General features: G+C 41.0%; 24 protein-coding genes. 12 read left to right on the plus strand and 12 right to left on the minus strand.

The window, feature by feature from the left end; genetic code table 11:
• The first annotated feature begins 2 nt into the window (after window positions 1–2).
• Window positions 3–1,175: an outer membrane protein assembly factor BamB gene (gene bamB / locus Xinn_RS02020; RefSeq protein ID WP_086956092.1), complete on the plus strand. Its 1,173-nt coding sequence runs from the start codon at window positions 3–5 to the stop codon at window positions 1,173–1,175.
• Between the two features lie 179 nt (window positions 1,176–1,354).
• The gene (gene der / locus Xinn_RS02025) at window positions 1,355–2,845 is read left to right on the plus strand and encodes a ribosome biogenesis GTPase Der (RefSeq protein WP_086956093.1); all 1,491 of its coding nucleotides are present in this window, start codon (window positions 1,355–1,357) and stop codon (window positions 2,843–2,845) included.
• Window positions 2,846–2,968: 123 nt separating this feature from the next.
• Here the strand turns inward: der and Xinn_RS02030 are convergent, their stop codons facing one another.
• From Xinn_RS02030 to hemF, 4 genes are all read right to left on the minus strand, one after another.
• On the minus strand, window positions 2,969–3,166 hold the full coding sequence (locus tag Xinn_RS02030) for a protealysin propeptide domain-containing protein (RefSeq protein ID WP_086956094.1): 198 nt from the start codon (window positions 3,164–3,166) through the stop codon (window positions 2,969–2,971).
• A gap of 549 nt (window positions 3,167–3,715) precedes the next feature.
• On the minus strand, window positions 3,716–4,762 hold the full coding sequence (locus tag Xinn_RS02035; RefSeq protein ID WP_086956095.1) for a M4 family metallopeptidase: 1,047 nt from the start codon (window positions 4,760–4,762) through the stop codon (window positions 3,716–3,718).
• 198 nt (window positions 4,763–4,960) lie between these two features.
• Entirely contained in the window at window positions 4,961–6,055 is a 1,095-nt protein-coding gene (locus tag Xinn_RS02040; protein WP_086956096.1) for a M4 family metallopeptidase, read from the minus strand.
• Between the two features lie 256 nt (window positions 6,056–6,311).
• A complete protein-coding gene (gene hemF, locus Xinn_RS02045) occupies window positions 6,312–7,220 on the minus strand; it encodes an oxygen-dependent coproporphyrinogen oxidase (protein ID WP_086956614.1) in 909 nt (302 codons plus the stop codon).
• Window positions 7,221–7,360: 140 nt separating this feature from the next.
• Between hemF and Xinn_RS02050 the strand changes: the two genes are divergently transcribed.
• Window positions 7,361–7,783, plus strand: coding sequence for a GNAT family acetyltransferase (locus Xinn_RS02050; RefSeq protein WP_086956097.1), 423 nt, complete (start codon window positions 7,361–7,363; stop codon window positions 7,781–7,783).
• On the opposite strand, the gene Xinn_RS02055 is transcribed toward Xinn_RS02050, so the two are convergent.
• Window positions 7,773–8,255 carry a hypothetical protein gene (locus tag Xinn_RS02055; protein WP_143706546.1) on the minus strand — a complete coding sequence of 161 codons (483 nt, stop codon included), beginning with the start codon at window positions 8,253–8,255 and terminating at the stop codon, window positions 7,773–7,775. The genes Xinn_RS02050 and Xinn_RS02055 overlap by 11 nt on opposite strands.
• Before the next feature lie 259 nt (window positions 8,256–8,514).
• On the opposite strand from Xinn_RS02055, the gene Xinn_RS02060 reads away from it, so the two are divergent.
• The 5 genes from Xinn_RS02060 to cysM all read left to right on the plus strand — a co-directional run bounded on the left by Xinn_RS02060 (window position 8,515) and on the right by cysM (window position 13,261).
• Complete coding sequence (locus Xinn_RS02060; protein ID WP_244590115.1) at window positions 8,515–9,093, plus strand: RpoE-regulated lipoprotein; 579 nt, start codon at window positions 8,515–8,517, stop codon at window positions 9,091–9,093.
• A 343-nt stretch (window positions 9,094–9,436) separates the two neighbouring features.
• The gene (cysT, locus tag Xinn_RS02065; RefSeq protein ID WP_086956100.1) at window positions 9,437–10,270 is read left to right on the plus strand and encodes a sulfate/thiosulfate ABC transporter permease CysT; all 834 of its coding nucleotides are present in this window, start codon (window positions 9,437–9,439) and stop codon (window positions 10,268–10,270) included.
• Window positions 10,270–11,106, plus strand: a complete 837-nt coding sequence (cysW, locus tag Xinn_RS02070; RefSeq protein WP_086956101.1) for a sulfate/thiosulfate ABC transporter permease CysW — start codon at window positions 10,270–10,272, stop codon at window positions 11,104–11,106. Before cysT ends, cysW begins: the two co-directional genes overlap by 1 nt.
• Window positions 11,107–11,155: 49 nt before the next feature.
• Window positions 11,156–12,244, plus strand: a complete 1,089-nt coding sequence (cysA, locus tag Xinn_RS02075) for a sulfate/thiosulfate ABC transporter ATP-binding protein CysA (RefSeq protein ID WP_086956102.1) — start codon at window positions 11,156–11,158, stop codon at window positions 12,242–12,244.
• A 135-nt stretch (window positions 12,245–12,379) separates the two neighbouring features.
• Window positions 12,380–13,261, plus strand: a complete 882-nt coding sequence (cysM, locus tag Xinn_RS02080) for a cysteine synthase CysM (RefSeq protein ID WP_086956103.1) — start codon at window positions 12,380–12,382, stop codon at window positions 13,259–13,261.
• 150 nt (window positions 13,262–13,411) lie between these two features.
• Here the strand turns inward: cysM and crr are convergent, their stop codons facing one another.
• The 5 genes from crr to cysZ all read right to left on the minus strand — a co-directional run bounded on the left by crr (window position 13,412) and on the right by cysZ (window position 18,389).
• Complete coding sequence (crr, locus tag Xinn_RS02085) at window positions 13,412–13,921, minus strand: PTS glucose transporter subunit IIA (RefSeq protein ID WP_086956104.1); 510 nt, start codon at window positions 13,919–13,921, stop codon at window positions 13,412–13,414.
• Window positions 13,922–13,986: 65 nt separating this feature from the next.
• The gene (gene ptsI, locus Xinn_RS02090; protein WP_086956105.1) at window positions 13,987–15,714 is read right to left on the minus strand and encodes a phosphoenolpyruvate-protein phosphotransferase PtsI; all 1,728 of its coding nucleotides are present in this window, start codon (window positions 15,712–15,714) and stop codon (window positions 13,987–13,989) included.
• Window positions 15,715–15,839: 125 nt separating this feature from the next.
• Window positions 15,840–16,097: a phosphocarrier protein Hpr gene (gene ptsH, locus Xinn_RS02095; protein WP_038262654.1), complete on the minus strand. Its 258-nt coding sequence runs from the start codon at window positions 16,095–16,097 to the stop codon at window positions 15,840–15,842.
• Window positions 16,098–16,559: 462 nt separating this feature from the next.
• Window positions 16,560–17,513, minus strand: a complete 954-nt coding sequence (gene cysK / locus Xinn_RS02100) for a cysteine synthase A (protein WP_086956106.1) — start codon at window positions 17,511–17,513, stop codon at window positions 16,560–16,562.
• A 108-nt stretch (window positions 17,514–17,621) separates the two neighbouring features.
• The gene (gene cysZ / locus Xinn_RS02105) at window positions 17,622–18,389 is read right to left on the minus strand and encodes a sulfate transporter CysZ (RefSeq protein WP_086956107.1); all 768 of its coding nucleotides are present in this window, start codon (window positions 18,387–18,389) and stop codon (window positions 17,622–17,624) included.
• A 219-nt stretch (window positions 18,390–18,608) separates the two neighbouring features.
• Between cysZ and zipA the strand changes: the two genes are divergently transcribed.
• The 4 genes from zipA to Xinn_RS02125 all read left to right on the plus strand — a co-directional run bounded on the left by zipA (window position 18,609) and on the right by Xinn_RS02125 (window position 23,351).
• On the plus strand, window positions 18,609–19,526 hold the full coding sequence (gene zipA, locus Xinn_RS02110; RefSeq protein ID WP_169923516.1) for a cell division protein ZipA: 918 nt from the start codon (window positions 18,609–18,611) through the stop codon (window positions 19,524–19,526).
• Window positions 19,527–19,589: 63 nt separating this feature from the next.
• On the plus strand, window positions 19,590–21,623 hold the full coding sequence (gene ligA, locus Xinn_RS02115; protein WP_086956108.1) for an NAD-dependent DNA ligase LigA: 2,034 nt from the start codon (window positions 19,590–19,592) through the stop codon (window positions 21,621–21,623).
• Window positions 21,624–21,871: 248 nt separating this feature from the next.
• Window positions 21,872–23,062 (plus strand): NupC/NupG family nucleoside CNT transporter, encoded by a 1,191-nt coding sequence (locus tag Xinn_RS02120; RefSeq protein WP_086956109.1) that lies wholly within the window; start codon window positions 21,872–21,874, stop codon window positions 23,060–23,062.
• Between the two features lie 73 nt (window positions 23,063–23,135).
• Entirely contained in the window at window positions 23,136–23,351 is a 216-nt protein-coding gene (locus tag Xinn_RS02125; RefSeq protein ID WP_086956110.1) for a DUF3820 family protein, read from the plus strand.
• Here the strand turns inward: Xinn_RS02125 and Xinn_RS02130 are convergent, their stop codons facing one another.
• Window positions 23,352–23,729, minus strand: coding sequence for a VOC family protein (locus tag Xinn_RS02130; RefSeq protein ID WP_086956111.1), 378 nt, complete (start codon window positions 23,727–23,729; stop codon window positions 23,352–23,354).
• 95 nt (window positions 23,730–23,824) lie between these two features.
• Window positions 23,825–25,192 (minus strand): MATE family efflux transporter, encoded by a 1,368-nt coding sequence (locus Xinn_RS02135; RefSeq protein ID WP_280176126.1) that lies wholly within the window; start codon window positions 25,190–25,192, stop codon window positions 23,825–23,827.
• Window position 25,193: the final 1 nt, after the last annotated feature.

Here is a 25,193-nt window from a genome sequence, read left to right on the forward strand (position 1 = left end):
TAATGCAACTGCGAAAAACACTTCTGGTTGGACTGGTTGCTTCTGTTCTGCTGGCGGGTTGCTCAAGCGAACAGGATACGGTCATAATGTCCCCGTTGCCAAAGGTTGAAAACCAATTCAACCCTCATGTCGTGTGGGATAAGTCAGTTGGAAGTGGAGTTGGTCATTATTACTCTCACTTATCACCTGCATGGCAGGGTTCTGCTGTTTATGTTGCTGACCGGAATGGTCTGGTCAAAGCATTTGATATAGATAGCGGCAAAGAGTTGTGGTCAACAGATCTGTCAGAGAAAACAGGCCTGCTGTCATCACGTTTGCCTGCGCTGTTGTCCGGTGGTTTGACGGTATCGGGTGATCGTCTGTATGTTGGTACAGAAAAAGCCAAAGTTATCGCATTAGATACAACAAGCGGCAAAGTTGAGTGGGAAGCTCAGGTTGCTGGTGAAGCCTTATCCCGTCCGGTATTAAGTGATGGCCTTATCCTGATTCATACCGGTAACGGGATGTTGCAGGCATTGAATGAAAAGGATGGTTCTATTGCCTGGTCCATCAATATGGATACGCCGCCGTTGTCTGTCCGTGGTGAGTCAGCGCCTGCTGTGGCATATGGTGCTGCGATTGTCGGTGGTGACAATGGTCGTGTCAGCGCTGTACTGCTTTCTCAGGGGCAACTTATTTGGCAACAGCGTATTTCTCAGGTGACTGGAGCAACTGAAATCGATCGTTTGAATGATGTTGATATGACTCCGGTCATTTCTGATAATGTCATTTATGCCATCGCTTATAATGGCAATCTGGTTGCGATGGATATGCGTTCTGGTCAGGTTATCTGGAAGCGAGAACTTGGTTCCATCAATGATATGGTTGTCACTGACAACAATATTTTTGTTGTCGACCAGGATGATCGTATCTTATCCCTGCGTAAAAGTGATGGGGTAACAATTTGGTCTCAGAATGATCTGTTGCATCGTAATCTGACTGCACCGGAAATGTATAACGGCTATCTGGTTGTGGGTGATGGAGAAGGTTACCTGCACTGGCTGAATATGGGAGATGGTCAGTTTGTGGCTCAACATAAAGTTGATAGCTCCGGTCTGTTGAGTCGTCCGGTCATTGCCAGTGATAAGCTGATGGTGCAGGCAAAGAATGGTACAGTTTACCTGTATACACGCTGATATACAGAAACAAAATATGTTTTAATACGTTTTATCTGGACACGGCTCCTGTAATGACAGGAGCCGTGTCGTCTTTTTAGTATCTTGCAGCTATGAGAAGAAGATTTTGTTGTGAACGAACTTCAAGCGCCTCTTTTTTTGCAGGATATCGATTTACATTTAGTCATGAGGCATCAAAAATGATACCTGTCGTTGCGCTGGTTGGGCGCCCCAATGTCGGCAAATCTACTTTATTTAACCGATTAACCCGTACCAGAGATGCATTGGTCGCGGATTTCCCCGGTTTAACCCGCGATCGTAAATATGGCCGTGCAGAAGTTGAAGGGAAAGAATTTATTATCGTTGATACCGGTGGTATTGACGGAACAGAAGAGGGCGTAGAAACACACATGGCTGCGCAGTCTCTGATGGCAATCGAAGAGGCAGATATCGTTCTGTTTATGGTTGATGCCAGATCCGGGCTGATGCCTGCTGATCACGCGATTGCAAAGCATTTGCGCAGTCGTAAAAAATCAACTTTTTTAGTAGCAAATAAGACCGACGGTATTGATATTGATACATCCGTTGCTGAGTTTTATTCACTGGGTTTGGGTGATATACACTCCATCGCTGCTTCTCATGGGCGTGGTGTAACACAGTTGATTGAACATTCTCTGTTGCCTTTCTATGGAGAGGAGAAAGAAGAGGAAGTTGAATTAACCGAGGAAGAGGCTAATGCAGCCTATTGGGCTGAGTTGGAACAGGCTGAACAAGAAGCTGCTGAAGAAGCAGAACAGGAAGATGATTTTGATCCGACAACATTGCCATTGAAATTAGCGATAGTCGGGCGTCCAAATGTGGGTAAATCCACACTGACTAACCGTATTCTGGGTGAAGAACGTGTTGTTGTCTTCGATATGCCGGGCACAACCCGTGACAGTATTTATATTCCGATGGAACGTGACGGCCGTGAATATGTTCTGATTGACACGGCTGGAGTTCGTAAACGTGGCAAGGTAACAGAAACAGTAGAGAAATTCTCCGTTATCAAAACACTTCAGGCAATTGAAGATGCTAACGTTGTGCTGCTGGTGGTTGATGCCCGTGAAGGCATTTCGGATCAGGATCTTTCCCTGCTTGGCTTTATTCTTAACAGTGGTCGTTCCTTAGTCATTGCTGTGAATAAATGGGATGGTATGACACAAGAAGACCGTGATCATGTTAAGGACATGCTGGATTTACGTCTGGGCTTTGTTGATTTCGCCCGTGTCCATTTTATTTCTGCGCTACATGGCAGTGGGGTAGGGAACTTGTTTGATTCGATTCTGGAAGCCTATGAAAGTGCAACCCGTCGTATTAATACCTCTATGCTCACCCGCATCATGCGTATGGCTGAAGATGATCATCAGCCACCAGTAATACGCGGGCGCAGGGTTAAAATGAAATATGCGCATGCCGGAGGATATAATCCGCCAATCGTTGTTATTCACGGCAATCAGGTAACAGATTTGCCTGATTCATATAAGCGTTACTTAATGAATTATTTCCGCCGTTCTTTAAAAGTGATGGGTACACCTATTCGCATTCAGTTTAAAGAAGGGGCTAACCCATATGCGGGTAAGAAAAATACATTAACAGCAACACAGCTTCGCAAACGTAAGCGTTTGATGGAACATTTGAAAAAGCGTTAATTAAGTAAAAATTAATAAAATAAAGAGCTATAAATAGCTCTTTATTTTAGTTTAATATTATTCATCACTCTGATGAATAATTGAATTGATTATCTTCTGGATTATATTTTTATCATCGAATGATTAATTACTTTTTTCTTTATCAGTTTTAGTTATATCTTTTTTTTGTAATGGAGGTTTTTGGGCTGATTTGCTCATTAAGCTATTAACATGCTCTAATGTTCTTAGCACATATTCCTTATCTTTTTCATCACAGTGCTTTGCAATATATTCCAGCAAATGAGGTGGAACTATACAGCGTTGATTGGTTGAATTGCACATAATATACCTAACTTGTTAGTGTGTGAGCTTAGCATCTATATACCCGACATCTCTCAAGTCACCTAAAATTTTGTTGGCTTTACTGACTTACCCCTGTCACCATCACCGTTTTTATAAATATACGATGAAGTTTATACTGTTGGGGATTAATGAGAAGCACCTACATCTCACCGGAGAGCAGCCTTTGGCTGGGTAAACTCGTTCTTGGTGAATTTGTCATACCCTTGCCACATGATGTATTGAAATTCATTGAGTATAATCTACCTTGCTAGTCTAAATATTAGTCAAAATAATTAAACCAGTCATTACTAGAAATGTAAATTTTTTTATTCATTTATTTTGTTAATTCTATATGTGATAAGTAGATAAGATTTAAGAACCATAATGAATTATATACCATTGGTAATTCATACAATTAAGAAAATTGTTTCAGGTAGAACGGATATAATGAGAAAAAATAATAACCTGTGAAGTGGGGAAAATAGAAATATATATGAGGATAAAAACAGGGGTTTTCCCAACCCCCGTACCAATAGTATTATTTTATTATCAGCGCAGGACACCTACTTGATTCCACGCATCAGTAACATGATTTGAAACACTTTTACCAAAGAGTTTGTTGGCATTATTTACAGTCAATTTCGCAAAATCATCAAAACTTGCTTTGTTAGACAGGTTGTTATCTGTCAAAGTGTTATACCAGATTTTACCGGCCTGATCCCATGAATACCCTCCCAAATCCGTTGCTAACAGATAGAATGCTTTGTTTGGAATTCCTGAATATTTATGAACTCCACCGTTATCATTTGAAAAAGGAAGCTCTTCGTACTGATCCATGTGACCGACTTGATCATCGTCAGAATAGGCGGCTCCCGGATTTTTGAACGAGCGCAGTGCAAGGTTGGGATCATTATCAGGGTTCATTTTTGGCCCGAAAATTCCCTGACCTATCAGCCAGTCAGATTCAGTGGATTTCTGATTATTGGAAAATTGTTTCACCATAATACCGAATACATCTGAAATAGACTCATTGAGTGCACCGGCTTGATAGGCATAGTCAAGGTCTGCTTCATATTGAGTGACGCCGTGTGTCATCTCATGCGCTGTAACATCAATACAGGATGTGAAACGATTAAAGTATGGTTTCATTCCATCACCAAAAACCATCTGATTATCTGCCCAAAATGCATTTGCATAATTTTCAAGATAATGCACTGTAGCGACTAACTTAAGTCCTTTATTATCAATTGAATTACGACCAAAAATTTCTTTATAGAATTGATAAGTTATACCAAGATGCTCATAGGCCTCATTAATACTAATATCTCTACTTTCAGAAGAACCTTCAGTCCGCACTATTTTTGTACCAGGATACTTATCTGTATTTTTGGCATCATATATTATTCTGTCCAAATTTTTGTCAGATCCTGGATTATATACCAATGATGAACTTCCTATGCCAGCATAATAATTCATTAAATTATAAGTATGATTTAATGCTTTTAATATTGGTGCCTTATCCTTTTCATCACAATTTTTAATAATATATTCGAATAAGTTTGGAGGAATAATGTTGTGTATCGTGTTTTTGCACATAATGATACCCCGATTTATTTTTTGAATGCTGTGTGTTTTTGGGATCCCAATTAAATTATTAGCCTAAGTTGCACAGTTTTCTACTAATTAAATGCTTTTTCCTTTTTTCAAGTTTATTAAATTGTAAATGTAATAGTGAATTTAACGAATGATTTTATGTTAATATAATGATTAAAATGAAATTAATGTTGTCATTCGTCAAGATATTATATTAATATTTTTACTGTCGTTTTTGGGTAACAATACACCGACTTCTTTCCAGCACTGACTGGTAATGTGGGCGATATTTTTTCCAAATAATCGTTCTGCACTCTTAATAGTTAATGTGGCAAACTCATCAAAAGTAGCATATGAAGATAAGTCGTCATCCAACAAAGTTTCATACCAGATTTTGCCAGCTCGTTCCCATGAATAACCCCCCAGAGCAATGGCTAGCAGGTAAAATGCTTTGTTAGGAATTCCTGAATATATATGAACTCCTCCATTATCCAGTGTAATTGGTAACTCTTCATACTGATCCATATGAGCAACCTGTCTGTCGTTAGAAAATGCAGTGCCCGGTTTTATAAATGAACGTAAGGCAATATCGGATTTATTCTCTGGATTAAAATGGGGGCCAAGTATCTCTTTCCCTAATAACCAGTCGGATTCATCCGCTCTTTGGTGATTGGCATATTGCTTTACCATTATGCCAAATGCATCTGAAATGGACTCATTCAGAGCACCAGACTGATAGGCATAATAGAGATTAACTTCGTTTTGAATAACTCCATGCGTTAATTCATGTGCGATTACATCAATAGCGGAGGTAAAACGGTTGAAGTACTGACCATCGCCATCACCGAAAACCATTTGCTTTCTTGACCAGAACGCATTTAAATAATTTTTACCATAATGAACGGTCGCAACTAATTTAAGTCCTCGATTATCGAGTGAATTACGACCAAAGATCTTATTGTAAAACTCATGGGTTTTTCCAAGATACTCATAGGCTTCATTGACGGCAATATCATCGCTGTCTGGCATACCTTCATTTCGGACTAATTTACCTCCGGGGAATTCTTCTTTTTGTTCGGCATCATAGATAGTTCTGTTTGGTTTTATTGTTTCATCAGATTCTGTTTCATATTCTGTCTGTGAAGCATTTTCTAAGTCCGTAATTTTCATTAAACTATAAACATGATCTAATGTTTTTAATACATGTTGATTAGTATACTCATCACAGTGATTTGATATTTGCTCTAAGACAAATGGAGGGATTAAACAACATCTGCTAATTTCTTGTTTTTTCATAATAATTACCTTTTTTTGCCAGTATTATGTTTGTTGTTTTGGGCGCCCATTTGCATACTATCTATAATTTAAGTGACAGTCATTAGGTTAAATATTGACTTTTTATAACAGAATATTATTAATGAAAAATGATTAAGAAAATTATCAATCCATTGATATGAAAATGGAGTGGTAATATTTTATTTGAAATTTAGATTAGAATAGTGATAAATAACCCAATAGCATAAATATGCTACTGAGTTATTTTTGAGTTTACTTATATCCAATCTTTTTTTATCAGAAATGATGTGTAGAGTTCTTCTTCCTGAGAATTTGGCTCAGGAGAATAATTATACTCCCAGCGAACTAAAGGAGGCATAGACATCAGTATAGATTCGGTTCGCCCGCCACTTTGCAGGCCGAATAGCGTTCCTCTGTCCCAGACTAAATTAAATTCGACATAGCGGCCACGGCGATATAATTGGAATTGTCTTTCTCTTTCTCCCCAACTGATATCTTTTCTTCTTTCAACAATAGGTAGGTAGGCTGACAGAAAACCATTCCCCACAGCCTGTGTGAAATCAAAACAAGTATCAAAATTCGGACTATTTAAATCGTCATAAAATAAACCTCCAATACCGCGAGGTTCATTACGATGCTTAATAAAGAAGTAATCATCACACCATTTTTTATATTTCGGATAAATATCATCACCAAATGGCTGACATAACGTACTGGCAACGGTATGCCAGTGAACGGCATCTTCTTTAAAACCATAATAGGGAGTGAGATCAAATCCGCCACCAAACCACCAGATGGGGGATTCACCTTCTTTTTCTGCAATGAAAAAGCGTACATTTGCATGACTGGTCGGAACATAAGGGTTCAGGGGATGAATAACAAGAGAAACGCCCATTGCCTGATAGCTGCGCCCCGACAGTTCAGGGCGGTGAGCGGTTGCTGAGGAAGGCAGAGAATCCCCTGAGACATGGGAAAAGTTCACTCCTGCCTGCTCAAAAACCTTACCCGATGTTAAAACCCGGCTGCGTCCACCACCCCCTTCTTCTCGCTGCCAGCACTCTTCTATGAAATGGGAATGATCATCCAGACGTTCAAGTTGTTTACAGATTTCATCTTGTAATGAGAGGAAAAAATTCTTAACTTGAGATATATTAGCTATATTCATTTCTGCTTTCATTCTGGTTAGTTTATGGCTATAGGCAGTATACCTGTTAGTATCAATGAACGCATTTTCATATTGATTCTGAAATGAAAGTAGTGCTTATTGACATTGAACTAATTGCTTATTGAACAGGCTGGCTAACTATGGAAATTAGAGTATTTCGGCAAGAAGATTTTGAAGCCGTTATCACACTTTGGGAGCGTTGTGATTTGATTAATCCCGGTGATGATCCGGAACTCGATATTGAGCGTAAATTAACTCATGATGCTGATTTATTTCTGGTTGCTGAAGTGGCTGGAGAAGTTGTCGGGACAGTAATGGGTGGCTACGATGGGCATCGAGGTCATGCTTATTATTTAGGTGTTCATCCCGAATTCAGAGGGAGGGGCATTGCTAATGCATTGGTTTCCCGCCTTGAAAAAAAATTATTGGCTAGAGGCTGCCCCAGTATCTTAATCATGGTTCCAGAAGAGAATGATGCGACAATTTGTATGTGTGAAAAAATGGAATACGATTATTGGGGACAGGAGCATGCTATATTTAATAAGCGCCTAATTATTGCTTAAATATCAATGGTAACTGGCTGAAATAGATTATCTGTTCGGCCATTAATGGTATCTTCTTCAGAAGGTTTAGTAGATTTCTTGCTATTTTCTTTATTATATGATTAAGTCCAGACTGATATTTGATTTTTTTGATGGTATGTTTTGATATTAAACTATTTTTCTCTGTATTTTTAGGAATGATTGCAACTCTGACTTTCTCATGGTTAGTCTTAAATAAATGGTAATGGTATTTAAGTGATAATTTTTGGTTTTTTATCAAAACTTTCCAATTAGGTAGAGAAAGGTTACAGATTATATTGTTATTTTCAATCCTGTATGTTTTTTTATTATGCTGAATAATAATGTTTTTTCTTATATCATTTCTTAGATATAGAATTTGGGGTGTTGCTGTATTTGTCATAACCTGTGTTGTTAAAAAACTATTTATTACAACAGGGGAAATTGAAAAATCAATAAATAATATTGGAAGCATTTTCGCCACCATGGGGTTTAACAATTGGTTTATATTTATTCCATAGTCAATATGATATTGGTGTTTTTGTAAACGATCTTATAACAGGATTATAAAATTATGCTGTTATTTATTTTTTTACATACCTCTGTATCAAGAAGGTAGTTTATTTATAATTATCTGAAGGATATTGTGAATAATAAGACGGTAAGATAAACAAAGGTAACAAGTTGTGATGAAAAGATATTCTATATTTAACTTATTTTTTAAAAAAAGGATTATGGCACTCAGTGGCCTTATAGGGAGCTCACTGTTATTAACAGCCTGTGCAGGAACATCTGGATTTTCATGGTCTTCCCTGTCTCCCTCCAATTGGTTCAGTCATGCTTTGGAGGTATCTGAATTGGGAATAGGGGGAGTCAACAAACAAACCGATATGAACTTATCGGCTATTAAGCAGGGGCTGGATAATCGATATCGTCTGCGTAGCGGCATGGAGATTAAAAATGGCAAATTATTCAGTGTAGTACAGGGAATGGAAGCGGGGCAGGTCAGAATTGAATTATCGGGTCAGAACCATGGAAAAGTGGATAAGATTATTATTCTGGATGAAAAGGTGAAAACTATTTGGGGAACAAAAATAGGAATGCCTTTCTCCACTGTGTATGACAAAGCTTATGGCTCCTGCCATCATTCCGGTGATTCAACTATGCAGCAGAAGGTTATCTGTGTTGCTCCCCAAAGCCGAAATATCAGTTATGTATTTACTGGCATATGGAATGGCTCGGAAGAGTTGATGCCTCCAGATGATGTGCTGAGAACATGGAAAGTTTCTGGCATTATCTGGAAAGCCAAATAAAAATACAGGTAGTATTTTAAAGATAATCTCCCGGCCTACTGAATCATCTTCAGGTCGGGAGTTAATTCCTTCTCCCTCATTTAGTAACCCTATATTTTTTATAGCTTATCTCGTTTTATCATTTCTCATGAAAATTCGGTATATAAAACAGGGGTTAGTTAACTATCCTGTTATAAATATTCTGGATACAGTATGGATAAATTATTGTTAAAAAACTCTTGCTGAATAGCTTGACGGGTAAGGTTTGAATGAAGGGTTTGGCCGGATTACTGAGTAACTCTGATAAAAATCTGCTTCAACACGGGCAGTGTAATGGCGCACTTTTGCTAAAAGGGTGCCAATAATGTTTATTGCATCCACTAAACGAGTATTACCCGGATTTGGGCTGAGTCTGGGTTGTAGCCTGCTTTATATCTGCCTGATTTTGTTATTGCCATTAAGCGCTTTAGTCGTGCAGCTTTCCAGCATGACATGGGAACAATATTGGCAGGTCATTGCGAATCCACAGGTTGTTGCAGCTTATCAGGTGACTTTACTGGCGGCGGCTGTTGCCAGCTTATTCAATATGTTTTTCGGAATGCTCATGGCATGGATACTAACCCGTTATCGTTTTCCCGGCCGCAATCTGCTTGATGGATTAATGGATTTACCCTTTGCGCTACCGACAGCAGTGGCTGGGCTAACGCTGGCAACTCTGTTTTCTGCAACCGGATGGTATGGTTCCTGGCTTGCTCATTTTGATATTAAGGTCGCAAATACCTGGCTGGGCATTGCGGTTGCAATGGCATTCACCAGCCTGCCTTTTGTTGTTCGTACTGTTCAGCCGGTACTTGAAGAATTAGGCCCTGAATATGAAGAAGCCGCTCAGACATTGGGAGCGAACCGCTGGCAGACTTTTCGGCGGGTTATCCTGCAAGAAGTCTCTCCTGCATTGATGGCAGGCACGGTGCTTTCTTTCACGCGTAGTCTGGGAGAATTCGGAGCAGTCATTTTCATTGCGGGAAATATTGCGTGGCAAACCGAAGTAGCTTCCCTGATGATTTTCGTCCGGTTGCAGGAATTCGATTATCCCGCAGCTAGTGCAATTGCGTCCGTGATTCTGGCGGTATCACTGTTATTGCTGTTTAGCGTCAATTTATTGCAAAGTCGCTTTGGCAAGCGGATCGGAGGGCGCTAATGACTGAATTTTCTGAATATACGCAGGTACAGCGCCCCTCAATAAACTGGGGGAAATGGTTACTGATTGGAGCGGGAATTGTTATCTCCGTCCTGTTTCTGGTCATTCCGATAGCGTGGATTTTTCTGACTGCTTTTTCACAGGGAGTTGATATCCTTGCCCAGAATCTTTTTGACTCCGATATGCTTCATGCTATCTGGCTGACCGTGCTGATTGCTTTGATTACAGTTCCTATCAATCTGATTTTTGGAGTCGTCACCGCATGGCTGGTCACTCGCTTCCAATTCCCCGGCAGGCAACTGTTGCTGACATTAATTGATATTCCATTCGCGGTTTCACCTGTTGTGGCTGGGTTGCTTTATCTGCTGTTTTACGGTGCTAACGGTTGGATGGGGGAGTGGCTGGGGGATTATGACATCCAGCTAATGTTTTCATGGCCGGGTATGGTGCTGGTCACAGTGTTTGTTACCTGTCCGTTTGTTGTCCGTGAATTGGTGCCGGTAATGCTGAGTCAGGGCAGTCAGGAAGATGAAGCGGCAATATTATTGGGTGCTTCCGGCTGGCAAATGTTCTGGCGTGTAACTCTGCCAAATATTCGTTGGGCATTACTGTATGGCATTGTTTTAACGAATGCACGGGCAATTGGTGAATTTGGTGCGGTATCCGTGGTATCCGGTGCGATCAGAGGAGAAACGTACACATTACCTTTGCAGGTTGAACTGCTTTATCAGGATTACAACACGGTTGGTGCATTTGTGGCGGCGGCTTTATTGGCAGTTATGGCAATTATTACCCTGATTGTCAAAAGTGCTTTGCAGTGGCGTTTGAGTCGTTAATAGCGTTTGAATCGTCAGTATATGAAGGTCAGGAGCACAGGAGCAGGATATGAGTATTGAAATCAGCGAAATCAGTAAATCTTTTGGTCGTGTTCAAATACTGAATGATATATCACTGAATATTGATTCTGGTGAAATGGTGGCTTTGCTTGGCCCATCCGGCTCCGGCAAGACGACACTACTGAGGATTATCGCTGGGCTTGAACAGCAGAGTGCAGGGCACTTGAAGTTTCACGGCAAGGATGTCAGTCAGGTACATGCAAAAGATCGGCAGGTTGGTTTTGTTTTTCAGCATTATGCTCTGTTTCGTCATATGAGCGTGTTTGATAACGTTGCTTTTGGGTTAACTGTGCTTCCCCGACGCCAGCGACCTACCCGAGAGGCACTTCGCCGGAAAGTAATGTCATTACTTGATATGGTGCAGTTATCTCATCTTGCAGAGCGCTATCCGTCTCAGCTTTCTGGCGGGCAGAAACAGCGGGTTGCACTGGCAAGAGCACTGGCTGTTGAGCCACAGATCCTTCTACTGGATGAGCCGTTTGGTGCTCTGGATGCACAGGTTCGAATGGAATTACGCCGTTGGTTACGCCAGCTTCATGAAGAACTGCAATTTACCAGTGTATTTGTCACTCATGATCAGGAAGAGGCAATGGAAGTTGCTGATCGGATTGTAGTCATGAATCAGGGTGCCATAGAGCAGGTTGGCACACCACAGCAAGTATGGAAAGAGCCGGAAAGCCGTTTTGTACTGGAATTTATGGGCGAAGTGAATCAGTTAAATGGTGAGGTCAGAGGCTCTCAGTTGTGGGTTGGCGGAAAAGTTTTTCCACTGGAGGTGAAACCACTGCATCAGGGAAATGTTGATGTATTTCTGCGCCCGTGGGAGATGAATCTCAGCACACAGCAAACATCATCCTGCCCTTTGCCTGTTAAAGTGACGGAAGTCAATCCGCGAGGGCATTTTTCGCTATTGTCTGTTCAGCCGGTGGGTTGGGGAGATGGTAGTTTATCGATTATCTGGCCGGATAGCTCATCCGTTCCTGTTCGGGGAAGCCGGTATTTTATGGGAGGCAAAGGCGCTCGCCTTTATGAAGGAAATGCACCGCTAAAAGTATTAAAACTCGCCGAATCCGCTTAATTTTTCATTATTCTTATCACATTGGTTTTCCCTGTCTTCTTGAAGAAAACAGGGTTTTTTTATTTAAGAGCTTGCGACAGTTTTCTGAATACGATTATTCTGTTGCCTATTCTCATATGTGATTCAGGTAATGCGGTGGCAAGCTTAGAAAATTTTATCGGTAATACTCCGTTGGTAAAATTACAACGAGTTACTGAAAGTGTTGATGCAGAAGTTTGGGTGAAACTGGAGGGCAATAACCCTGCTGGCTCAGTAAAAGACAGGGCCGCTCTTTCAATGATCCAACAAGCTGAATTGCGCGGAGAGATCTCACCGGGTGATGTTCTGATTGAGGCCACAAGCGGCAACACAGGCATTGCACTGGCTATGATTGCAGCAGTAAAGGGTTATCAGCTTAAGCTACTGATGCCTGAAAATATGAGCCTTGAGCGTCAGGCATCAATGCGGGCTTATGGTGCCGAGCTAATTCTGGTCAGTAAAGAATTGGGAATGGAAGGCGCCAGAGATTTGGCACAAAAAATGGAGTTGAATGGCGAAGGTAAAGTACTTGATCAATTTAATAATACAGATAATTCGTTGGCACACTTCAAAACAACAGGGCCGGAAATTTGGCAGCAGACACAGGGGCGAATTACCCACTTTGTTTCCAGCATGGGCACAACAGGTACTATTACCGGTGTGAGCCGTTACCTGAAATCTCAATCAGATAATATACAAACTATAGGGCTACAACCGGCAGAAAACAGCCATATTCCCGGTATTCGACGCTGGTCCCCCGCATACATGCCCGGAATTTATCAAAAAGAGCTAGTGGATCAGATACTGGATATTAACCAGAATGAGGCGGAAACGATGATACGTTTGCTGGCACAGAAAGAAGGTATTTTTTGTGGAGTTAGCTCTGGTGGAGCAGTATCCGGTGCGTTACGTATTGCGGCTGAAAACCCGGGGGCAATAATTGTGGTAATTATTTGCGATCGCGGTGATAGATATTTATCTACTGGTGTGTTTAATTAATTTTTTTACTGATTCCAAAATGAATGATTAAAAGAGTGAAACCCATTTTTGGACTCTTTACAAAGAAACCGCCCTGTTTTATCAGATATTTTTATGCTTACCTGATAAAACAGAGACGATCCATATACAGTTTACAAGTGATTTATGCAGTTACTTCTTGATTCGCATTATAACAGACTCACCAACGACCACAGATCCACTGACTTTAGATAATTCTTTGATTTCATCCATATTAGAAATAACAACAGGAGTTAAGGTTGACTTAGCTCTTTCTTCCAGAAATGCTAAATCAAACTCTAAAACCAGATCACCTTTCTGCACCCGCTGGCCTTCTTCGGCAATTCGTTTAAAGCCTTCACCTTTCAACTCAACGGTATCAATGCCGAAGTGAACGAACAGCTCTACCCCGCTATCGGACTCGATAGAGAAAGCGTGATTAGTTTCGAAGATTTTACCAATGGTGCCATCAACAGGAGAGACAATCTTATTACCTGTAGGTTTGATAGCAATACCATCACCTACAATCTTTTCCGCGAAAACAACATCCGGAACATCTTCGATATTAACTATCTCACCTGATAATGGGGCGATAATTTCAATACTGCCGCTGTTTTTTTTATCATCTGAAACTAATGATTTCAGTTTATCAAGCAGACCCATAAATCTTCTCCTAATTGTTTTAATGGGACCGTGTACTGGCTAAGGTGCTGTCTTGGTCAATTTACTCAGCAGAGCGTTTTCTCTCTGATAAAGGTATCAACCAATTCCATCAACTCCTGTGCAGTTGGCTGAGTTAAGGCCTGTTCCGCCAGCGCTTTTGCATCACCGTAATTCGCATTACGGATGATTTTCTTAATGCGTGGAATTGATATTGCACTCATACTGAATTCATCCAATCCCATGCCCAGAAGCAATAGTGTAGCACGTTCATCTCCAGCCAGCTCACCGCACATGCCTGTCCATTTACCCTCTGCGTGTGAGGCGTCAATCACCTGTTTGATCAGGTTCAGTACAGCTGGTGACATCGGGTTATAAAGATGAGAGATCAGCTCATTACCACGGTCTACCGCAAGAGTATACTGAGTTAGATCGTTTGTCCCAATACTAAAAAAGTCAACTTCTTTTGCAAGATGTTTAGCCATGGTTGCAGCAGCAGGCGTTTCAACCATAATGCCGACTTCAATCGACTCATCAAACGCCTTATTTTCATTGCGTAGCTGTTCTTTAAGCATCATCAGTTCTGCTTTCAGTTCCCGGATTTCTTCAACAGAAATAATCATTGGGAACATGATACGCAGTTTACCAAATGCAGAGGCTCGCAGAATAGCACGCAACTGAGAATGTAATATTTCTTTGCGATCCAGACAAATACGGATTGCCCGCCAGCCAAGGAATGGGTTCTCTTCTTTGGGCAGGTTCATGTAAGGCAGCTCTTTATCACCACCGATATCCATCGTGCGGATAATAACGGCCTGATTACCCACTGACTCAGCAACAGCCTTATAGGCTTCAAACTGCTCTTCTTCAGTGGGCAGAGAATCGCGATCCATAAACAGGAATTCGGTGCGGTATAAACCCACGCCTTCCGCTCCATTACGCTCTGCACCTGCGATATCACGGACTGTACCGATATTGGCACAGACTTCTACCTGATGACCATCCAGCGTAATGGCAGGTAAATCCTTCAGTTTTGCCAGTTCGGTTTTTTCTGACAGATATTCATTTTTTATTTTTTTGAGTTGTTCAATTTCAGTATCAGATGGATCTACGTAGATATGATTATTAACAGCATCCAGAATAAGGTAACTGCCGTTTTTAATCTGAGTTGTTGCGTTGCTTGTCCCGACAATCGCAGGCAGCTCCAGAGAACGCGCCATAATTGAAGTGTGAGATGTCCGGCCACCTAAATCGGTAATGAACCCCAGCACGTTATCCAGATTGAGCTGTGCGGTTTCAGAAGGTGTCAGGTCATTTGCAACCAGAATAACTTTTTCTGCAATGGAGCCTAAGTCAATAATCGGCATACCCAGAATATTTTTCAGCAGGCGTTTGCCAATATCACGAACATCGGCCGCACGCTCTTTCAAATATTCATCATCCAGCTCTTCCAGTGCCTTGGCCTGATCTTCGATCACAGAGTGAACAGCGGCATCTGCTGTAGCCAGATTTTTCTTTATCAGCGTAACTATTTCCTGTTCCAGTTCCTCATCTTCCAGCAACATGATGTGGCCTTCGAAGATTTCAGCTTTTTCTGCCCCCAGATTTTTTTCGGCTGTATTTCTGATGACGTCTAGCTGAGCAGAAGCTTTATCCCGGCCTTGTTTAAAACGGGAGATCTCTTGTTCGACCTGTTCAGGGATGATTTTTTTATGATTGATGATGATGGGGTCTTCTTTCAGCAACAACGCCTTACCGAAAGCAATACCGGGTGATACTAAGATGCCTGAAATCATACTATATGACCTTAACTGCGGGTGATTATATTTCATTGCGCCTTCAGAGGCAGGCTCTAAATATCCCCAGATATTGTACTCTGGGGATGGAACTAGATGAAATAGTCTGGCTTATACGTGGATGATTATTCCAATTCACCCATCAATTTCACTAAATGTTCAACAGCCTGCTGTTCATCTTCACCTTCAGCAGAGATTGTAACAACAGTTCCTTGAGTCAGTCCCAGCGTTTGCAGTTTAAACAGACTTTTCGCACTGGCAGATTTGCCGCCGGAAGTAAGAGTAATATCAGAAGAAAAACCCTTTGCTTCTTTGACAAATTGTGCAGCAGGGCGAGTATGAAGGCCATTTGGTGCAGTAATAGTAACTTCTTGCTGGAACATAGTATTTCCTCAATAACTTAAATTTTCGTTGGTAAGCCAAGAGAATACTAAAACTAGTTTAGCTGGATTAATCCTGACTTGTACAACCGTTAAATTAATAATGATATAAGCCTTTACTCTTTCAGCGTGTCATTTAGCGGCTTTATATATTTTCGGCCTTGATGTAACACTAAATTCATAGATATAAAATGCATTAAATCATTATCAAAAAATTAACATATTTGATGCCGCTCTATTGTTGATTGGATGTTAATACACATTAACCCAATATGAGTTGAACCAAACAAGATTTTTTATCCCAGTCTGGCGATTAATTTCGTGCATCAAAATAATTACTGGTTAAATACTAAAGCTACCTGAATAAATCATCTAGGAAAGCTTTAAACTTTGATCTGATGCACAAAAAAGCACCCTGGAGATGCTTTTTTGTCAATAAAATTGAAAAGGGAATTAAGCGAAGGTTTAATCGCTTGCTAAATCAGCAAACAGAGCTGTGCTCAGGTAACGCTCAGCAGAAGAGGGCAGAATGACAACAATATTCTTATCCTGATACTGCTCTTCCTGCGAGAGCTTAATGGCCGCAGCAACAGCAGCGCCGGAAGAAATTCCAGAAAGAATTCCTTCTTTTTCAGTAACTTCACGAGCTATTTCGATGGCTTCTTCGTTACTGATTTTAAATACACGGTCAACTAATGTTAAATCCAGGTTATCAGGGATAAAACCTGCACCAATTCCCTGAATTTTGTGCGGACCCGGTTTCAGTTCCTCACCGGCCAGTTTTTGGCTGATGACTGGTGAATCTTCCGGCTCTACGGCAACAATTGTTACCTGTTTACCCTGTGTTTTTTTCAGATAGCGGGCAACACCGGTAATAGTGCCACCTGTACCTACACCAGCGACAAAAACGTCAACATTTCCATCGGTATCTTCCCAAATTTCCGGGCCGGTCGTTTTTTCGTGGATTTCAGGATTTGCCGGGTTGCTGAACTGCTGTAGCAGCACATAACGTTCAGGAGCACTGTCATGGATCTCATTCGCTTTATCGATAGCGCCTTTCATACCTTTAGCGCCTTCGGTCAGGACTAAATTTGCTCCCAGTGCTTTTAACAGCTTACGGCGTTCTAAACTCATGGTTTCCGGCATTGTTAATGTCAGTTTGTAGCCACGAGCAGCTGCGACATAAGCAAGAGCAATACCTGTATTACCACTGGTCGGTTCGATCAGTTCTTTATCCTTTGTCAGAACGCCACGCTTTTCTGCATCCCAAATCATGTTGGCACCGATGCGGCATTTCACACTGAAACTTGGGTTACGGGACTCTATTTTGCCCAGAATACGACCATTGCCGAAATTTTTCAGGCGTACCAGCGGAGTGTGACCGATGGTCAACGAATTATCTTCATAAATTTTGCTCATTGTCCGATTGCCCTTAAGATGCTCATGAATTGTGATTAATTAACCATACGCGAACAGCTTATGAATGGAAATAAAGTTTCAGTCTATTCTTATTATATAAAAGAATATTTAACGATTTCTTAAAGCATGCTGAGCGCGATAACGATCAACCCACATCGCGGTAGCACCACAAACCGCAACAGGCATAATGAACAGATTAATGATCGGTATCATCGTTAATATACTTACAGCCGCACCAAATTGAAGGTTGTCAATTTTGTCTTGTCGCAGGGTATTACGCATACCTGAAAAACTGACTTTATGGTTATCAAAAGGATAATCACAATATTGGATAGCCAGCATCCAGGCACTGAAAATAAACCAGAGAACGGGGGCAACGGTCTGCCCGATACCCGGAATAAAGTACAATAATAATAGAGCGAGAGCGCGTGGAAGGTAGTAGAGGATTTTGACTATCTCACGTTTCAGAATACGGGGAGTATCCTGCAGTAAATCAAGAATGCCGGTGTCCGGTGCGGGGATACCCGTTAATTGTGATTCCAGTTTCTCTGCTAATAATCCGTTAAAGGGTGACGCAATAAAATTTGCCAGTGTGCTGAAAAAATAGGTAAAAATCAGCAAAACAGAAATAACAGCCAGCGGCCATAATAAATAGCTGAGCCACTGCATCCAGTCGGGTATTTTATCGAGAGCCCATTGTATCCAACCATCCATTTTCTGGTATAACCACCAGAAAGCACCGCCAATCAATAAGATATTAGCCAGTAAAGGCAATAAAACGAATCTTTTGATGCCCGGGCGGGTTACCAGATGCCAACCTTGTACAATATAATGAAATCCGCCTAAGTGTTTTGGCAATTTTGTCGAATTCGTCATATTTTCTTATTCTCTCCTGTGTGATTGAGACGGTATGATATAGGCAGCATTTTCCACTGACCAGTGGTTTTATGTGTAAAAAATACTCGAAAAACAGGGGGTATCTCTCTTTATGATAAGAAAAGTACGTCGAGGCTTGCACTTGTGCTATTTGACAAATACTCTTATCTAAAGAATATTCAGCCGTGGTGGCAATTAATTTAAACAACAGAGATAGCAATGATGCAGGATTTGCGTCTGATATTAATCGTTGTTGGTGCGATAGCCATAATAGCTTTGCTATTACATGGGTTGTGGACCAGCCGTAAAGAGCGTTCGTCACTCTTTCGTGATCGCCCAGTGAAACGTCGTAAGCAGGAGCGTCAGAAAGAGTCAGAGGATAATGATGGCGATGAGCTGTTTGATAATTCGTCAAATTCACCTGTTCATGAATCAGCAAAATCTCGTCGTGAACATCGTGAAGAGCCGGTTATTGAGCGTAGTGCACCTGATTTGTCAGAAGTAACATCGGATAATGGAATTGATCCTTTACTCTCAAAACAGCAACCTGAAGCGTCAGTGGAACAAGTAAAAGCCACTGATGAAAGCCAGAAAGAATCACAGCTTGGTCTGTTTGAATCTGCTGAGCAAAATAGTGCGGAAGGTATGGAAACAGAGGCTGTCAGTGAACAGTCTGAGCTGGAAAATGCCGCGAAAGCTGAAGTTGAGCAAGCTAAAAAAGAGACTGTGCTGGTACTGCACGTAGCAGCTCATCATGGTCAGGAGCTGAATGGCGAAGTATTGCTTCAGAGCATTTTACAGTCTGGTTTCCGTTTTGGGGATATGAATATTTTCCACCGTCATATGAATCCATCGGGTAGCGGAGCTGTGTTGTTCAGTCTGGCTAATATGGTTAAGCCGGGGTCATTTGATCCAGAGCGTATGACAGATTTCAGTACTCCGGGGGTCTCCATGTTTATGCTCGTTCCTTCATATGGTGATTCTAATCAGAACTTTAAACTGATGTTGCAGGCAGCACAGCGTATTGCTTCTGATGTGGGAGGCGTTGTATTAGACGCTGAGCGTAAGATACTGACACCGCAAATGATCGAAAATTATAAGGCACGTATTCGTAATACACTCAGTGCTCAGGAATAAATTTTCTTTTTAATATTAAACCCTCGACTAGTTCGGGGGTTTTTCATCTCTGGTGAAAAAATCATGAAAAATATTACTCAAAAAATTAACGAACTAAGAACAACATTGCGTCATCATGAGTATTTATACCATGTGATGGATGCACCAGAGATCCCTGATGCGGAATATGATCGCTTAATGCGGGAGTTAAAATCACTGGAAGAACAGCATCCGGAACTGATTACAGCGGATTCACCTACCCAAAGGGTCGGGGCTGCGCCATTAACTGCGTTTGAGCAGGTTCGTCATGAAATTCCGATGCTGTCTCTGGATAACGTATTTGATGAAGAAAGTTATCTGGCATTTGATAAACGTGTCCGTGACCGCCTGAAAGATAGCCGGGAGCTGGTATTTTGCTGCGAACTTAAACTTGATGGTCTGGCTGTCAGTCTGCTGTATGAAAACGGCGAATTAGTACAGGCAGCTACTCGTGGCGATGGGACTACGGGGGAAAATATAACCGCTAACGTTCGTACAATCCGCGCCATTCCTCTGCGTTTGAAAGGAGACAATATCCCTGCTCGTGTTGAGATACGTGGTGAGGTCTTTATGAAGCAGGCTGGTTTTGAAAAACTTAACGAAGAAGCGCGCCGCACTGGTAATAAAGTATTCGCTAACCCACGTAATGCCGCAGCCGGATCACTACGCCAACTCGATCCGCGTATTACCGCCAAACGTCCACTGACTTTTTATTGCTATGGTATTGGCATTATTGAAGGCGAAGGTTTTGAAAACGGAAGGCTGTCAGCAAGCCATTACGGACATTTGATGCAGTTCAGAGAGTGGGGGCTTCCGGTTAGTGACAAAGTGAAATTATGTCAGGGAACCGGGCAAGTATTAGACTTTTACCGTCAGATAGAGCAGCAGCGGCCTGAACTGGGTTTCGATATTGACGGTGTTGTTATCAAAGTGGATTCCCTTGAATTGCAGGAAACTCTAGGGTTTGTAGCCAAAGCGCCTCGCTGGGCAACAGCATTTAAGTTTCCGGCACAGGAACAGATAACGATCGTGCGGGATGTTGAGTTTCAGGTAGGGCGTACCGGCGCAATTACACCCGTTGCACGTCTGGAGCCGGTACAGGTTGCAGGAGTAACTGTCAGTAATGCCACACTGCATAATGCAGATGAAATTGAGCGTCTGGGGCTGCGCATCGGTGATACCGTTATTATCCGTCGTGCCGGTGACGTTATTCCGCAGGTTGTTGGTGTCATTCAGGAACAAAGACCAACAGAGAGTCAGGAAGTCATTTTTCCGCAACATTGTCCGGTTTGTGGCTCTGATATCGAGCGTGTTGAGGGAGAAGCGGTAGCACGTTGTACTGGCGGGTTATTCTGTGGCGCGCAGCGTAAAGAAGCGCTAAGGCATTTTGTTTCCCGCCGAGCAATGGATGTGGATGGAATGGGTGAGAAAATTATTGAGCAGTTGGTTGATAAAGAATATGTCAAAACGCCAGCTGACCTTTTCCGTCTTACCGCTGGGAAATTAACCGGACTTGAGCGAATGGGGCCAAAATCTGCTCAGAATGTGGTGAATGCGCTGGAAAAATCCAAGAAAACAACCTTTGCCCGTTTCATGTATTCTCTGGGAATTCGTGAAGTAGGCGAAGCGACTGCTGCTAATTTAGTTGCTCATTTCGGCACACTGGAAAAATTGCGGGCGGCAGATACGCAAGCCCTGATAGCTGTTCAGGATGTGGGAGAAGTTGTTGCCAGCCATGTGGTTAATTTCTTTAATGAACCACATAATCAGGCAGTAATTGATGATCTCGTCAATAATATTGGTATCCACTGGGAATCGGTAGAAGCTGCGCAAGCAGCAGATACGGATAGTCCATTCGCTGGTAAAACGGTGGTATTAACCGGGTCATTAAACCGTTTATCCCGGGATGAGGCTAAAGACAAACTGGCTGCGTTAGGTGCTAAAGTTACAGGCAGTGTTTCCAAAAAAACTGATCTGGTGATTGCTGGTGAAGCAGCAGGCTCCAAATTAGTCAAAGCCACAGAGTTGGGAATAACTGTGATTGATGAAGAAGAAATGCTTCGTCTTTTAGGTGAGTAATCAAAGAGGACGATATTCTCAGGAAAGGTGCGATCAGAACTTTTACTAGTCAATATTGGTCGCTCCTTTAATGGAATATTCTGCATATATGATAGCCACACTCTGGCTAAAAGTGTGATCAAGTTTGCTAAACTGAAATTTGTTACATTCTGCACAATAAATTAATGTGATAATAATCACAATTTATTATTATGCATTGAGAAAACGCGATTATAAATTTGCACCTCGTCAGATTTGGAGTTCTTTTTATGTCTCATATTTTTCATTTTGTGCTCGCTTTAGTGGTCATTGGTGGCCTGGCGATTTTGGCGAGTAATAACCGGAAGGGTATACGAATTCGGTATATTATTCAGTTGATTGTCATTGAACTTGTTCTGGCTTGGTTTTTCCTGAATTCGAATGCCGGATTAGGGGTCGTCAAAGGGTTTGATAACCTATTTGTACATTTGTTGTCCTATGCCGCGCAAGGTACTAACTTTGTTTTCGGTGGTATGATTGACGCAAAACTGGCGTTTTTCTTCCTGAATGTACTCTGTCCTATCATTTTTATTTCCGCTCTGATTGGTATTCTGCAACACATTAAAATTCTGCCAATTGTCATTCGTGCGATTGGTACTGTTTTGTCCAAAGTTAATGGCATGGGGAAACTGGAATCTTTCAATGCGGTCAGTTCATTAATTTTGGGGCAGTCAGAGAATTTCATTGCTTATAAAGATGTTCTGGACAAAATGTCTGAGCGTCGAATGTACACTATGGCAGCAACAGCGATGTCTACAGTATCCATGTCTATTGTGGGTGCTTATATGACGATGCTGGATGCAAAATATGTGGTTGCAGCTCTGATACTTAATATGTTCAGCACCTTTATCGTCCTGTCCCTGATCAACCCTTACTCTGTTAAGAGTGAAGGGGATATTCATATGAGCAATTTGCATGAAGGACAAAGCTTCTTTGAAATGCTGGGTGAATATATTCTGGCTGGTTTCAAAGTGGCACTGATCGTATCAGCCATGTTGATCGGTTTTATTGCTCTGATTGCGGCTATCAATGCTGTTTTTGATATGATATTCGGTATTACATTTCAGGAAGTACTGGGTTATGTTTTCTATCCTCTGGCCTGGATTATTGGTATTCCTGCTGATGAAGCACTGAAAGTAGGCAGCATTATGGCGACCAAGCTGGTTTCTAATGAATTCGTTGCGATGCAGGGTTTACAGGAAATTGCAGGGCAATTGAGTGAACGTTCAAAAGGTATTCTGTCAGTATTTCTGGTTTCTTTTGCCAACTTCTCTTCTATTGGAATTGTCGCCGGAGCTATCAAGGGGCTGAATGAGAAACAGGGGAATACAGTTGCACGTTTTGGCCTGAAACTCTTGTTTGGTTCAACATTGGTGAGTTTCCTGTCCGCAGCAATTACCGGGCTGGTAATGAGTTTTTAAGTTCACAGCGATCTATGGTTTAGAAATGGCATCTACAAGGTGCCATTTTTTATATACAGTAAAGGGTTAAGTAATGAATAAAGAAAACCTGTTGGAAATTGCCAACACAGTGATGCCATTCGGAAAATATAAGGGCAGAATGTTAATTGATCTTCCCGAAGAATACCTGCTTTGGTTTGCTCGTAAGGGAGAATTTCCACAAGGAAAACTGGGGGCACTCATGGAAATGACCCTTGCAATTAAGATGGAAGGGCTGGATTCATTGGTAAAACCACTGAAAAAGTCTTAGCTAACTATAAGCTGGGTCAAATGGAGCCGTTGGTGATGAAATATCGATCAGGGCACCACTGTTATCTTTGATTAACAGGCGATGTTGCCCATAAGGTAAGTCGCGTGGTGTTTCGATAATATCCAGATTAAGTATTTTTGCTTTTGTAAAATAAGGTTCAACATCTTCAACAACAAAAGTGATAATCACACCCTGACAAGGCTTCTGATATGGTTCTGGAATAAATTCACTTGTTCTTAAAAAAGCAGAAACGTGCCCATGTAACTCAGAATGCATGGTTATAAACCAATCAGATTTATATTCAATATTGAAATTCAATAGATTAACAAATAGATTTTTTGTACTTATCAAGTCATCAGTCATAATATTAGTTAACATAGGGTATTACCTTTAAATAAGATTTTGACTAAGTTGGTTTGTGATTTATTTTTGGGCTGCTTTACCTGCTTGTACAGTTCATGATAGCTTACCTGTCATACACTTTTCAGTAATCTTTTGAATTTTAATCTCAATATTATTGAAAGTGTTATGCAGTTTGTAAGCAGGCCAAAAACAAGTCCATACCAAAAACCGACTAACCCCATTTTTTCGGTAATAAAGTCTGTTAACCCTAACGTAAAAGCCAGAGGAACACCGATAACCCAATAGCCAAAAATAGGAACATAGAAGACTACTTTTGTCTCATGAAATCCCCGTAATATACCCGCCAAAATGAAGTGAATCGTATCAATAAATTGAAAAATAAATAAAAACAGTGTAATCCCAATCGCGATTTTTATTACCAGCAGATCATTTGTATAAAGACCAATGATAGAGTCAACATACAGATAAAAAATAATTCCTAATAGAAAAGTAATAAGTACCCCTGATGTTAATGAAAGTAAACTAAAACGGAGTGTTGCTGCATAATCTTTTATAGCATTTAAGTAACTGATTCTCACTGTTGTAACCGAAGAAATTCCACCTCCAATAGTCAATACCATAGCGGTCATAATAAACATAATATTATGGGCTGCAATATACACTGGCCCCAGAGTTGCAATGCCAAGTGAAATGACATCGATAAAGATCGTTTCGACAAAGATTGCTAACCCACTTGGTATTCCAATAGCAAACAAATTTTTTAATTCTGGACTAAATTTAAGAGATAGCTTGACTCTGTACTTTTCATATCCTTTATTTTTTAAAAAGTAAACAATCAGCAAGACAGCACTGAAAGTATTGATCACTGCGGTTGTAATACCAGCACCTACTCCACCCATTTCAGGAACACCAAATTTACCGAAAACGAAAATATAGTTGAGTGGTATGTTCACAAGAAACGAAAAAATGGAAATATACATTGCTACTTTGGTATTTTCCAATCCCTGTAATAACGAGCGGAATACATTGAATATCATCAATCCTGGCACACCAAATGCCATCGCAGTAATATAATTTTTTGTAATATCTACAACATTTTCATCGATACCAATAAAATATAAAATCTGAACGGCTAATAATAAGAAAATGATAATAGGAACTGATAAAATCAGTGCGGCATAGATGTAATTATTAACACTTTCTTTAATTCCATCAGTGTCATTATTCGCTCTGTGTTTTGCAACATCAGCAGATAGCATTATAATAACACCGAACCCCAGAACAAAGATAGGGAACCAAATACTGCTACCTAAAGAGACAGCCGCAAGATCATTTGTTGAGTAGTGACCCGATACAATAGCATCTACAGCACTCATCGACATTCTGGCAAGCTGCGTTATTATAATAGGAGTTGATAATAAAAATAGATATTTAAATTCATTTAATAAAGTTGTTTTTTTCATAATATTCTTTATCAAT

Source organism: Xenorhabdus innexi (assembly GCF_002632485.1).
Classification (GTDB): Bacteria; Pseudomonadota; Gammaproteobacteria; order Enterobacterales; family Enterobacteriaceae; genus Xenorhabdus; species Xenorhabdus innexi.

What these genes read in the sequence shown, in the direction of transcription:
- bamB (WP_086956092.1), top strand. Translation starts at nt 3, where the DNA reads ATGCAACTGCGAAAAACACTTCTGGTTGGACTGGTTGCTTCTGTTCTG.
- der (WP_086956093.1), top strand. Translation starts at nt 1,355, where the DNA reads ATGATACCTGTCGTTGCGCTGGTTGGGCGCCCCAATGTCGGCAAATCT.
- Xinn_RS02030 (WP_086956094.1), bottom strand. Translation starts at nt 3,166, where the DNA reads ATGTGCAATTCAACCAATCAACGCTGTATAGTTCCACCTCATTTGCTG.
- Xinn_RS02035 (WP_086956095.1), bottom strand. Translation starts at nt 4,762, where the DNA reads ATGTGCAAAAACACGATACACAACATTATTCCTCCAAACTTATTCGAA.
- Xinn_RS02040 (WP_086956096.1), bottom strand. Translation starts at nt 6,055, where the DNA reads ATGAAAAAACAAGAAATTAGCAGATGTTGTTTAATCCCTCCATTTGTC.
- hemF (WP_086956614.1), bottom strand. Translation starts at nt 7,220, where the DNA reads ATGAATATAGCTAATATATCTCAAGTTAAGAATTTTTTCCTCTCATTA.
- Xinn_RS02050 (WP_086956097.1), top strand. Translation starts at nt 7,361, where the DNA reads ATGGAAATTAGAGTATTTCGGCAAGAAGATTTTGAAGCCGTTATCACA.
- Xinn_RS02055 (WP_143706546.1), bottom strand. Translation starts at nt 8,255, where the DNA reads ATGCTTCCAATATTATTTATTGATTTTTCAATTTCCCCTGTTGTAATA.
- Xinn_RS02060 (WP_244590115.1), top strand. Translation starts at nt 8,515, where the DNA reads ATGGCACTCAGTGGCCTTATAGGGAGCTCACTGTTATTAACAGCCTGT.
- cysT (WP_086956100.1), top strand. Translation starts at nt 9,437, where the DNA reads ATGTTTATTGCATCCACTAAACGAGTATTACCCGGATTTGGGCTGAGT.
- cysW (WP_086956101.1), top strand. Translation starts at nt 10,270, where the DNA reads ATGACTGAATTTTCTGAATATACGCAGGTACAGCGCCCCTCAATAAAC.
- cysA (WP_086956102.1), top strand. Translation starts at nt 11,156, where the DNA reads ATGAGTATTGAAATCAGCGAAATCAGTAAATCTTTTGGTCGTGTTCAA.
- crr (WP_086956104.1), bottom strand. Translation starts at nt 13,921, where the DNA reads ATGGGTCTGCTTGATAAACTGAAATCATTAGTTTCAGATGATAAAAAA.
- ptsI (WP_086956105.1), bottom strand. Translation starts at nt 15,714, where the DNA reads ATGATTTCAGGCATCTTAGTATCACCCGGTATTGCTTTCGGTAAGGCG.
- ptsH (WP_038262654.1), bottom strand. Translation starts at nt 16,097, where the DNA reads ATGTTCCAGCAAGAAGTTACTATTACTGCACCAAATGGCCTTCATACT.
- cysK (WP_086956106.1), bottom strand. Translation starts at nt 17,513, where the DNA reads ATGAGCAAAATTTATGAAGATAATTCGTTGACCATCGGTCACACTCCG.
- cysZ (WP_086956107.1), bottom strand. Translation starts at nt 18,389, where the DNA reads ATGACGAATTCGACAAAATTGCCAAAACACTTAGGCGGATTTCATTAT.
- zipA (WP_169923516.1), top strand. Translation starts at nt 18,609, where the DNA reads ATGATGCAGGATTTGCGTCTGATATTAATCGTTGTTGGTGCGATAGCC.
- ligA (WP_086956108.1), top strand. Translation starts at nt 19,590, where the DNA reads ATGAAAAATATTACTCAAAAAATTAACGAACTAAGAACAACATTGCGT.
- Xinn_RS02120 (WP_086956109.1), top strand. Translation starts at nt 21,872, where the DNA reads ATGTCTCATATTTTTCATTTTGTGCTCGCTTTAGTGGTCATTGGTGGC.
- Xinn_RS02125 (WP_086956110.1), top strand. Translation starts at nt 23,136, where the DNA reads ATGAATAAAGAAAACCTGTTGGAAATTGCCAACACAGTGATGCCATTC.
- Xinn_RS02130 (WP_086956111.1), bottom strand. Translation starts at nt 23,729, where the DNA reads ATGTTAACTAATATTATGACTGATGACTTGATAAGTACAAAAAATCTA.